General features: G+C 71.2%; 8 protein-coding genes. All 8 read left to right on the top strand.

What is annotated here, in order from left to right; genetic code table 11:
* Window positions 1-3: 3 nt before the first annotated feature.
* The 8 genes from secA (at window position 4) to ACQEVI_RS07365 (ending at window position 11,561) form a co-directional block, all read left to right on the top strand.
* Window positions 4-2,988, top strand: coding sequence for a preprotein translocase subunit SecA (secA, locus tag ACQEVI_RS07400; protein ID WP_432896286.1), 2,985 nt, complete (start codon window positions 4-6; stop codon window positions 2,986-2,988).
* Between the two features lie 246 nt (window positions 2,989-3,234).
* On the top strand, window positions 3,235-4,527 hold the full coding sequence (locus ACQEVI_RS07395; protein ID WP_432905842.1) for a homoserine dehydrogenase: 1,293 nt from the start codon (window positions 3,235-3,237) through the stop codon (window positions 4,525-4,527).
* Between the two features lie 10 nt (window positions 4,528-4,537).
* Window positions 4,538-5,653 carry a threonine synthase gene (gene thrC / locus ACQEVI_RS07390; RefSeq protein ID WP_432905839.1) on the top strand — a complete coding sequence of 372 codons (1,116 nt, stop codon included), beginning with the start codon at window positions 4,538-4,540 and terminating at the stop codon, window positions 5,651-5,653.
* Window positions 5,653-6,669: a homoserine kinase gene (gene thrB, locus ACQEVI_RS07385; protein ID WP_432896283.1), complete on the top strand. Its 1,017-nt coding sequence runs from the start codon at window positions 5,653-5,655 to the stop codon at window positions 6,667-6,669. The genes thrC and thrB overlap by 1 nt, the downstream gene beginning before the upstream one ends.
* 368 nt (window positions 6,670-7,037) lie before the next feature.
* Window positions 7,038-8,882 (top strand): transcription termination factor Rho, encoded by a 1,845-nt coding sequence (gene rho, locus ACQEVI_RS07380; RefSeq protein WP_432905836.1) that lies wholly within the window; start codon window positions 7,038-7,040, stop codon window positions 8,880-8,882.
* 124 nt (window positions 8,883-9,006) lie between these two features.
* Window positions 9,007-9,225: a 50S ribosomal protein L31 gene (gene rpmE / locus ACQEVI_RS07375; RefSeq protein WP_116676698.1), complete on the top strand. Its 219-nt coding sequence runs from the start codon at window positions 9,007-9,009 to the stop codon at window positions 9,223-9,225.
* A 173-nt stretch (window positions 9,226-9,398) separates the two neighbouring features.
* The gene (gene prfA, locus ACQEVI_RS07370; RefSeq protein ID WP_432896279.1) at window positions 9,399-10,490 is read left to right on the top strand and encodes a peptide chain release factor 1; all 1,092 of its coding nucleotides are present in this window, start codon (window positions 9,399-9,401) and stop codon (window positions 10,488-10,490) included.
* 84 nt (window positions 10,491-10,574) lie between these two features.
* The gene (locus ACQEVI_RS07365) at window positions 10,575-11,561 is read left to right on the top strand and encodes a N5-glutamine methyltransferase family protein (RefSeq protein WP_432896276.1); all 987 of its coding nucleotides are present in this window, start codon (window positions 10,575-10,577) and stop codon (window positions 11,559-11,561) included.
* Window positions 11,562-11,567 lie beyond the last annotated feature (6 nt).

The raw sequence follows: 11,567 nt of genomic DNA, 5'->3' as shown, positions 1-11,567 counted from the left end.
CGCGTGTCCATCCTCGACAAGGTCCTACGCATAGGCGAGGGACGTGTCCTGAAGAAGCTGCACAACGTGGCTGAGCAGGTCAACCGCTTGGAGCCCAGCTTCGTCGAGCTGAGCGACACCGAGCTGCGTGAGGAGACCGCACGTTTCCGGGAACGCCTGGAGCACGGCGCCACCCTGGACGAGCTCATGCCGGAGGCGTTCGCGGCGATCCGCGAGGCGGCTCACCGCACGCTCGGCCAGCGGCACTTCGACGTCCAGATCATGGGTGGTGCGGCGCTGCATCTCGGCAACATCGCCGAGATGCGCACCGGTGAGGGAAAGACGCTGGTGGCGACGACCGCCGCGTACCTCAACGCGCTGTCGGGCGACGGCGTCCACGTGATCACCACCAACGACTACCTGGCCAAGTACCAGGGTGAGCTGATGGGCCGGGTCTTCCGGTTCATGGGGCTGACGACGGGCGTGATCCTGTCGGGTCAGACGCCCGCGCAGCGGCGTGAGATGTACGCCGCGGACATCACCTACGGCACGAACAACGAGTTCGGCTTCGACTACCTGCGCGACAACATGGCGTGGTCGGTCGACGACCTGGTGCAGCGCGGCCACAACTTCGCGATCGTCGACGAGGTCGACTCGATCCTCATCGACGAGGCGCGGACGCCGCTGATCATCTCGGGCCCCGCGGCCGGTGACGCGAACCGCTGGTACAACGAGTTCGCCAAGGTGGTGCGGACCCTGCGGGCCAGGACCGGCGAGGCCGACACGTCCGCCCACTACGAGGTCGACGAGAAGAAACGCACCGTCGGCCTGCTCGAGCCGGGTATCGCGAAGGTCGAGGACTACCTCGGCATCGACAACCTCTACGAGTCCCTCAACACGCCGCTGATCGGGTTCCTGAACAACGCCATCAAGGCGAAGGAGCTGTTCAAGCGCGACAAGGACTACGTCGTGCTGAACGGCGAGGTCATGATCGTCGACGAGCACACGGGCCGTATCCTCGCGGGCCGGCGCTACAACGAGGGCATGCACCAGGCCATCGAGGCCAAGGAGGGGGTGGACATCAAGGCGGAGAACCAGACGCTCGCCACGATCACCCTCCAGAACTACTTCCGCCTGTACGGCAAGCTCTCCGGGATGACCGGCACCGCCGAGACCGAGGCCGCCGAGTTCCAGGGCACCTACAAGCTCGGCGTCGTCCCGATCCCGACGAACAAGAACCCGCAGCGCATCGACCAGGCAGACCTCGTCTACAAGAACGAGGACGGCAAGTTCAACGCGGTGGTCGCGGACATCGTCGAGCGGCACGCCTACGGCCAGCCGGTTCTCGTGGGCACCACGAGCGTCGAGAAGTCGGAGCTCCTGAGCGCCAAGCTCAAGAAGGCCGGCGTACCGCACAACGTGCTGAACGCGAAGGAGCACGAGCGCGAGGCCGCCGTCGTCGCGATGGCGGGGCGCAAGGGCGCCGTCACGGTCGCCACGAACATGGCCGGCCGCGGTACGGACATCATGCTCGGCGGCAACGCCGAGTACCTCGCCGTCACCGACCTCGCCGAGCGAGGTCTCGACCCGGTCGAGACGCCCGACGAGTACGAGGCGGCCTGGCCGCAGGCGCTCGAGAAGGCGAAGGAGCTCGTCGCCGCCGAGCACGACGAGGTCAAGGAGGCCGGTGGCCTCTACGTGCTCGGCACCGAGCGCCACGAGTCCCGCCGCATCGACAACCAGCTGCGTGGCCGTTCCGGCCGTCAGGGCGACCCGGGGGAGTCCCGGTTCTACCTGTCGATGCAGGACGACCTGATGCGGTTGTTCAACTCCGGCCTCGCCGAGTCGATGATGAACCGGGCAGGGTTCCCGGACGACATGCCGCTCGAGTCCAAGATGGTCACGCGCGGCATCATGTCCGCGCAGGGTCAGGTCGAGTCGCGCAACTTCGAGATCCGCAAGAACGTCCTGAAGTACGACGACGTCCTCTCGCGTCAGCGCAGCGTCATCTACGCCGAGCGCCTGCGCGTGCTCGAGGGCGAGGACCTGCGCGAGCAGGTGCAGCACTTCCTCACGGACACGATCACGGAGTACGTGACCAACGCGACCGCCGACGGCCCCACCGCCGAGCAGTGGGACCTCGACGCCCTGTGGACGGCCCTCAAGGCCGTGTACCCGGTGTCGCTCACGCCCGACGAGGTGGCCGAGGAGGCCGGCGGTATCGACCGGCTCACCGGCGAGATGCTGCTGGACGAGATCCTGTCCGACGCCCGCGTGGCGTACCAGGCCCGCGAGGACGAGCTGGGCTCCGCGGCGATGCGCCAGCTCGAGCGCCGTGTCGTGCTGTCGGTGCTGGACCGCAAGTGGCGCGAGCACCTCTACGAGATGGACTACCTCAAGGAGGGCATCGGGCTGCGTGCCATGGCGCAGCGCGACCCGCTCGTCGAGTACCAGCGCGAGGGCTTCCAGCTCTTCCAGGCGATGACCGACGCCATCAAGGAGGAGTCGGTCGGCTTCCTGTTCAACCTCGAGGTCACGGTGCAGCAGCCGGACGCCGAGCAGGCGACGGAGGACAGCTCGGAGCTGCCCGCCGCCGGCCCGGTGCCGCCGCGCGGCAGGCTCGGCACGGGGCAGCCCGACGCCCCGCCGACCGCGCAGATCCCCGCGGTGTCGCCCGCGGCCGCACCTGCGCAGGACCGGCCGGGGCAGGCCCCGCCGCCGCGGCAGCGCCGAGCGGCGGGTGCCGCGACGGAGCCGATCCTGCTCGCGAAGGGTCTCGACACCCCGAGCCGTCCGCAGTCGCTGACGTACTCGGCACCGAACGAGGACGGCTCGGGCTCGGCGTTCGTGCAGTCGGCCGACGGCGCCCGCCGTCGCGCGGCTCTGCACGGCGAGGCGACCGCCGCGACGAGCGACGGCCGGACCTTCCCGGGCACACCGCGCAACGCGCAGTGCCCGTGCGGCTCGGGCAAGAAGTACAAGGTCTGCCACGGGGTCAACGAGGCGTAGCTCACCCGGCGACCCTCCCCAGGGTCCGCCGAAGCAGAGCGGGTGTCCGAGTCTCCCTGGTATCGCCAGGGAGACTCGGACACCCGCTCTGCTTCTTCGACGGACTTGTTCGACCGACCCCGGGTGAGACAAGTGAGTCCGTGTGGGTGGCTGCGGTTACCCTGATCGCAACGTCCGGAACTCCCGTGTGGACCGCGCACCGGACCCGACCGTTTCCCCGAAGACGAAAGCAGGATCGCTGTGCCTGTGCACGTTCCCGAGCCCGCACGCGGGCTGCGTGTTGCCCTGCTCGGCTGTGGCGTGGTGGGCACGGAGGTGGCCCGGATGCTCCTCGACCAGGGTGCGGATCTCGCTGCCCGTGCCGGCGCGCCGCTGGAGCTCGTCGGGATCGCGGTCCGCGACGCGGACCGTCCCCGCGAGACCTTCATCCCCCGTGAGCTCCTGACGGAGGACGTGGACTCGCTGGTGGACGGCGCGGACATCGTCATCGAGGTGATGGGCGGTATCGAGCCCGCGCGCGGCCTGCTGCTGCGCGCCATCGAGAGCGGCGCGGCGGTCGTCACGGCCAACAAGGCGCTCCTGGCCGCGGACGGGCCCACGCTCTACAAGGCCGCCGACTCCGCAGGCGTCGACATCTACTACGAGGCAGCCGTGGCGGGCGCCATCCCGATCGTCCGCCCGGTGCGGGAGTCCCTCGCGGGCGACCACGTACGCCGCGTCCTCGGCATCGTCAACGGCACCACGAACTACGTGCTCGACCAGATGGCCACGAGCGGCCTCGGCCTCGAGGAGGCGGTCAAGCAGGCGCAGGAGCTCGGCTACGCCGAGGCGGACCCGACGGCCGACGTCGAGGGGTACGACGCCGCGGCGAAGGCCGCGATCCTGGCCAGCCTCGCCTTCCATACCCGCGTCTCGGCGGACGACGTCGCCCGCGAGGGGATCACGGACGTCACCGCCGACGACGTCGCCTGGGCCGCCCGGACGGGGCACGCCGTGAAGCTGCTGGCCATCGCCGAGCAGACCGGTGAGGGTGTCTCCGTGCGGGTGTACCCGGCGCTCGTGCCGCTGGAGCACCCGCTGGCGGGTGTCAAGGGCGCGTTCAACGCGATCTTCGTCGAGGCCGACGCGGCCGGCCCGCTCATGTTCTACGGCCAGGGTGCCGGCGGTCGGCCCACCGCCTCGGCGGTCGTGGGCGACGTCGTCGCGGCGGCGCGCCACCGCGTGCTCGGCGGCAAGGGCCCGCAGGAGTCCACCTATGCGGCCCGCCCGCTGCTCCCGGCGGACGCCGCGGTCACGCGCTACCAGGTCCGCCTCCTCGTCGCCGACCTGCCGGGCGTGCTCGCCCAGGTCGCGGGGGTCGTGGGCGACCACGGCGTGTCGATCGACACGATGCGCCAGACTGGACCCTCCGAGGGCACCGCCGAGCTGCTCCTGACCACCCACGCCGCCCGTGAGGCGTCGCTGGCTGCCACCATCGCGGCGGTGCGCACGCTCGAACCGGTCCGCGAGATCACGTCCGTCCTGAGAGTCGAAGGCTGAACCCGTGCCTGTGCTGCCTGCTGAACCGAACCTCCCGTCCGCCTCCGGCGCGGCCCCCACGTCGCGCCTCTGGCGCGGGGTGATCGCCGAGTACGCCGACCGCATGCCCGCCCACGTGCAGCAGAAGATCGTGACGCTGGGCGAGGGCGGCACGCCGCTGGTGCCCGCGCCCGCGCTGTCCGAGCGCACGGGCGCGGACGTGTACGTCAAGGTCGAGGGCATGAACCCGACCGGCTCGTTCAAGGACCGTGGCATGACCGCCGCGATCTCCGCGGCGGCCGGTCGCGGCGCCCGGGTGGTGGTGTGCGCGTCGACCGGCAACACGTCGGCGTCGGCCGCCGCGTACGCGACGCGCGCGGGCATGATCTGCGCGGTGCTCGTCCCGGACGGCAAGATCGCCATGGGCAAGCTGAGCCAGGCGGTCGCGCACGGCGCGCGCCTGCTGCAGGTCGACGGCAACTTCGACGACTGCCTCGTGGCGGCCCGCAAGCTCGCGGACACCCACCCGGTGGAGCTCGTGAACTCCGTCAACCCGGACCGCATCGAGGGGCAGAAGACCGCCGCGTTCGAGATAGTCGACGCGCTGGGCGACGCTCCCGACATCCACCTCCTGCCCGTGGGCAACGCGGGCAACATCACCGCGTACTGGAAGGGCTTCCGGGAGTACGCGGAGTCCGGGGCGGCGAGCCGGACTCCGGCGATGTGGGGCTTCCAGGCCGCGGGCGCCGCCCCGATCGTCAAGGGCCACCCGATCGACCAGCCGGACACCATCGCCACCGCCATCCGCATCGGCAACCCCGCCTCCTGGCAGCTCGCCGAGGAGGCCAGGGACACGTCCGGCGGCGTCATCGAGGCAGTGACCGACGAGCAGATCCTCGCGGCGCACCGCATCCTCTCCGCCGAGGTGGGCGTGTTCGTGGAGCCTGCCTCCGCGGCGGGCGTCGCGGGTCTCCTGGCGCGGCACGAGCGCGGCCTGGTGCCCGCCGGCGCGCGTATCACGATCACCGTGACCGGCCACGGGCTCAAGGACCCGGACTGGGCGCTGCGCACACCCGACGGCGGCGAGGTGGAACCCGTGCGGGTCTCCGCCGACGGCGTCTCGATCGCCGACGCCCTCTCCCTCTGATGCAGCTCGGCGCCGACCACGTGCGGGTCCGGGTGCCCGCCACGAGTGCCAACCTCGGACCGGGGTTCGACGCCCTCGGTCTGGCGCTCGCCCTGTACGACGAGGTGGAGGTACGCCTCGTCGCGAGTGACGAGGTAGTGGTGGAGGTCCACGGCGAGGGCGAGGGGCAGGTGCCCCTCGGGGAGGACCACCTGGTCGTGCGCGCGCTGCGGCGCACCATGGACCTCGCCGGTGCCGTACCCACCGGGATCCACATGACCTGCCACAACGTGATCCCGCACGGCAGGGGGCTCGGGTCGTCGTCCGCGGCGGTCGTGGCCGGGATAGTCGCCGCGCGGGCCCTGCTCGCCGAGCCGCGGGCCATCGACGCCGCCATGGTGCTGGCACTCGCCACCGAGTTCGAGGGGCACCCGGACAACGCGGCGCCCGCCATCCAGGGCGGTGCCACCGTCGCGTGGACCACCGCCGACGGCCCACGCGCCGTCGGCCTCGACATAGACCCGACGATCGAGGCCACCGTGCTGGTGCCGGACGCGCGGCTCGCGACGGCCCGGGCCCGGGCCGCCTTGCCGGAGCACGTGTCGCACGGCGACGCGGCGTTCACCGCGGGCCGGGCCGCCCTCCTGGTGGAGGCCCTGGCCAGGCGTCCGGAGCTGTTGTTCGACGCCACCGAGGACCGTCTCCACCAGTCCTACCGTGCGGCGGTGCTCGGAGCGTCCAGCGAGCTGTTGCGCGCGCTGCGGGACGAGGGTGTGCCGGCCACCGTCTCGGGTGCCGGGCCGACGGTCCTCGTGCTGGCCGGGCCGGACCATCGGGAGCGGCGTGACGCGGTCCTCGCGGACCTCGTCGACGAGACGGCCGGGTGGCGGCGGCTCACCCCGGGAATCGACATGACCGGCGCGCGCGCCCGGAGGATTTCAGGTAACACGAGTGCGCTATCGTCCGGCTCGTCAGGTGCAACGGGGAGTCAAGACTTACCGGGATCACCAGCTATACGGGGTGGTAGTATGCAGTGAACCTTCGGGATTGCACGTCCTGAGCCATGGTGGCGAGAATTCGGATTCAACATCGGTTCTTCACCTCCTAAGCCGGCAGAGCTGCTTCACAGAGTCTCAACCGGTCGGTCGTGCCCGTTGCAGGCCGTGATCAGCGGCCACCGCATCTCGCGAGAAGGCAGACAACGCCCCCGTCAGCCGTCGTCGTCGTACCACGGATGCGAGGTTTTCCGCGTTCCGGCCATTCAGCGCCGGGCGCCCACACATCCCGCGGCCCGCGATCACGCGACAAGCCGCAGTTCGAGGGGGAAGGGTCCTTCGTGACAGACACCACCGAAAACGCTCAGTCAGCCGCCGGCCGCGCGGCCGGGACCGGAGCACTGAGCAGCATGCGTCTCGCCGAGCTCCAGGCACTCGCCGGAGACCTGGGCGTGAAGGGCACTTCCAGGATGCGCAAGAGCGACCTCGTGGACACCATCCGCGAGAAGACGGGCGGCGCGACGAAGCGTCCGGTCCGTGCCGCCTCCGCTACCGAGAAGCCCACCACCAACGACAAGCCTGCTCGCACCGAGGCGCCGGTCGCCGCCGCCGGGGTCGCCACCTCGGGTGTGCGCGCCGACGCGAACGCGGAGGCTGACAAGGCCGCACGCCTGGCCGAGCTGGCCGACGCCGTCGCCGCCCCGCGTGAGAGCAGCGGGCGCCGGGCCAGCCGAGGGCAGAGCGCCCCGGACGGGGCCGCCGAGAAGTCCGGCGAGGGCCGCAACGCCCGGGCCGGTCGGCAGAACGCCCGCGGCGGCGACCGTGCCAACGCGACCGACCGTGCCAACGAGCGGAGCGACGCGCGCAACGCGGGCGCCGCCCCCGCCGCGGCCGGCGCCGCCGAGCGGAACAACGACCGTGCCAACGAGCTCGACGAGGACCGCAACTCGCGTCGCCGTCGGGGCCGGGACCGGGGCCGGGACCGCAAGCGTGGCCGCGGCCGTACGGGCCCGGACGTCGCGGGGCTCGAGAACGTCCCCGAGGTGCGCGAGGACGACGTGCTGCTGCCCGTCGCCGGCATCCTGGACATCCTCGACAACTACGCGTTCGTGCGGACCTCCGGGTACCTGCCGGGCAACAACGACGTCTACGTCTCGCTGAACCAGGTCAAGAAGGCCGGCCTGCGTCGCGGCGACGCCGTCGTGGGCGCCGTGCGCCAGCCGCGCGAGGGCGACGAGCTGCCGACGCAGCAGCCGACCGGGCGCAACGCCAAGGTGAACAAGGTCAACGCCCTGGTGCGCCTCGACTCCGTGAACGGCATGACGCCGGAGGAGGCGCGCGAGCGTCCCGAGTTCACCAAGCTGACGCCGCTGTACCCGCAGGAGCGCCTGCGCCTGGAGAACCCCGAGGCGACCAAGCTCACGCCCCGCGTGATCGACATCGTCGCCCCGATCGGCAAGGGCCAGCGTGGCCTCATCGTCGCGCCGCCCAAGGCCGGCAAGACGCTGATGATGCAGCAGATCGCCAACGCGATCTCGCTCAACAACCCTGAGGTCCACCTCATGGTCGTGCTGGTCGACGAGCGTCCGGAAGAGGTCACCGACTTCGAGCGCTCGGTCAAGGGCGAGGTCATCTCCTCGACGTTCGACCGGCACGCCTCCGACCACACGCTGGTCGCCGAGCTCGCCATCGAGCGGGCCAAGCGCCTCGTGGAGCTGGGCCAGGACGTCGTGGTGCTGCTCGACGGCATCACCCGCCTGTCGCGCGCCTACAACCTGGCCGCCCCGGCGTCGGGCCGCATCCTGTCCGGTGGTGTGGACGCCGCGGCGCTCTACCCGCCCAAGAAGTTCTTCGGCGCCGCCCGCAACATCGAGGACGGCGGCTCGCTGACCATCCTGGCGACCGCCCTGGTCGAGACCGGGTCGAAGATGGACGAGGTGATCTTCGAGGAGTTCAAGGGCACCGGCAACATGGAGCTGCGGCTCTCGCGGTCCCTTGCCGAGAAGCGCATCTTCCCGGCGATCGACGTCAACGGCTCGAGCACCCGGCGCGAGGAGATCCTCATGTCGAAGGACGAGCTCGCGATCGTCTACAAGCTGCGCCGGGTCATGGGCGCGCTCGACCAGACGCAGGCCGCCGAGCTCCTGCTCGGACAGCTCCGGAAGACCAAGACCAACGTCGAGTTCCTCCTGCACGTGCAGAAGACGACGCCGGGCGGCCTCACGGAGGACGACAACGTGGGCGAAACCGTCTGACGGACGTCACACCAGTCTTCCTCGCCCGCACGGGCGAGGAAGTGGCAGAATGACTTGCTGGCTCGCTGGTTCACGTCACTGCTGTTCCGCAGGGCGACCCAGCGGCATCTCACCAAGGAGCAACATGAGGGCTGGAATCCACCCCGAGTACGTCGTCACCGAGGTCACCTGCACCTGCGGTAACACCTTCACGACGCGCAGCACCGAGACGTCCGGCAAGATCAGCGCCGACGTCTGCAGCGCCTGCCACCCGTTCTACACGGGCAAGCAGAAGATCATGGACACCGGTGGCCGCGTGGCCCGGTTCCAGGCGCGCTACGGCAAGAAGGACGCCGACAGCTAGCGACTTCTCAGCGCCGGTGGTCCGGCCCGACAACCTCTCCAGGGGCAGTCGGGTACCGGACCACCGGCGCTGTCGTTTCCCCACAAACCGTTGAGTGCGTGATATTTGCGCTCTCGACGCGTGCGAGAGCGCAAATATCCCGCACTCAACGAGCGGTTTACCTAGGAGAGATCGTGAGCGAGTCAGCGTTCGCAGGGGTCGGGCCCTTGATCAGCGAGCATGCCGAGATCGAGTCCGCGCTCGCCGACCCCGCCGTGCACGCGGACGCGGGTCGCGCGCGGACCCTGGGCCGGCGGTACGCCGAGCTCAACCAGGTGGTCGGCGCGTACCGCGTGTGGGAGCAGGCGCACGACGACGCCGAGGCCGCCGCCGAGCTGGCCGTCGACGACGCGTCGTTCGCCGAGGAGCTCCCGAGCCTCCGGGACGCCGAGGCGGCCGCGGAGGAGAAGCTGCGCCGCGTGCTGGTGCCCCGCGACCCCGACGACGGCCGCGACGTCATCCTCGAGATCAAGGCGGGCGAGGGCGGCGAGGAGTCCGCGCTGTTCGCGAGCGACCTGCTGCGCATGTACCTGCGCTACGCCGAGCAGCAGGGCTGGTCGACGCAGCTCCTGGAGGCCACGGCGTCCGACCTGGGCGGCTACAAGGACGTGCAGGTCGCCATCAAGGCGAAGAACGTGCAGGGCCCCGAGGACGGCGTCTGGCACAGCCTGAAGTACGAGGGCGGCGTGCACCGTGTGCAGCGCGTGCCGGTCACCGAGTCGCAGGGCCGCATCCACACGTCGGCGGCCGGCGTGCTCGTGTTCCCCGAGGTCGACGACCCGGGGGAGCTCGAGATCGACCAGAACGACCTGCGGATCGACGTCTACCGCTCGTCCGGTCCCGGCGGGCAGTCCGTCAACACCACGGACTCCGCGGTCCGCATCACGCACATTCCCACGGGCATCGTCGTCTCGATGCAGAACGAGAAGTCGCAGCTGCAGAACCGCGAGCAGGCCATGCGCGTGCTCCGCGCCCGGCTGCTCGCGGCACAGGCGGAGGCCGCGGCGGCGGAGTCCGCGGAGCTGCGCCGATCGCAGGTCCGCACGGTCGACCGTTCCGAGCGGATCCGCACGTACAACTACCCGGAGAACCGGATAGTGGACCACCGCACCGGGTACAAGGCGTACAACCTCGACCAGGTGCTCGACGGCGACCTCGGTGCGGTGGTGCGGTCGGCGATCGAGGCCGACGAAGCGGCGCGGCTCGCGGTGGCGTCCGGTGCGTGAGGTTCCGGCCAGGGCAGTATTGCCAGGTGGATTGCCTGCTGGGACGGCGGGGCGGCAGGCTTGGGGCGCAGGGGGAGGAGTGCGGTGAGTACACAGCTGTTGAAGTGGGCCTACGAGGAGCTGGCGGACGCCGGTGTCGCGTCGCCCCAGGCCGACGCCGAGGTGCTGCTGGCGCATGCGCTCGGCGTGGACCGAGGCGAGCTGCGGCGCCTGGTGGTGCTGGGCCGTGAGGTGCCCGACGACGCGGCAGGCGTCTTCACCGGGCTCGTCTCCCGGCGGGCCACGCGCGAGCCCCTGCAGCACCTGACCGGGGTCGCCGCGTTCCGGCACCTCGAGCTCGCGGTGGGCCCCGGGGTCTTCGTGCCGCGTCCCGAGACCGAGGAGGTGGCGCAGGTCGCCATCGACGAGGCGGCCAAGGTCGTCGGTGAGCGGGGGAGCGCCGTCGTCGTCGACCTGTGCACCGGCACCGGGGCGATCGCGCTCGCGGTGGCCACCGAGGTGCCCGGCACGCGCGTGCACGCGGTCGAGCTGGACAAGGACGCGCACGCCTGGGCGGAGCGCAACGTCGACGCCCTGAGCGCCGCGGTCGCCGGCGCGAGGGCCGGCGGGAAGGCCGGCACCGAGGTCGGCTCAGCGCCCGGCACGCCGCCGGAGCGGATAGTCCGCCTCGTCAAGGGCGACGCCCGCACGGCGCTCTACGGCATCGACGGGCTGGCCGACGTCGTCGTCTCGAACCCGCCGTACGTGCCGTCGGACGCCGTGCCCGTGGATCCCGAGGTCGCCGAGCACGATCCGGCCGTCGCGCTGTACGGGCTGGGACCGGACGGGCTGGAGGTGCCGCGGGGCATCACGGACGCCGCGGCACGGCTGCTGCGACCCGGCGGGCTGTACGTCATGGAGCATGCGGAGGTTCAGGCGGAGGCGGCGCGCGACATGGTCGCCGCGGCCCGTGACGCCGACGGCCGACCGGTGTTCGGCGAGCCCGAGACCCGCAAGGACCTGACGGGCCGCCACCGCATGGTGGTCGCGCGCCGCCTGGGACCAGAGCGCAGCGCAGGTCCCGGGCGATGAAGGTAT

The sequence above is a fragment of the Promicromonospora sp. CA-289599 genome, assembly GCF_050936155.1.
Taxonomy (GTDB): domain Bacteria; phylum Actinomycetota; class Actinomycetes; order Actinomycetales; family Cellulomonadaceae; genus Promicromonospora.
Note: the sequence above shows the minus strand (reverse complement) of the source record. Positions and strands in the feature narration are given on the sequence as shown.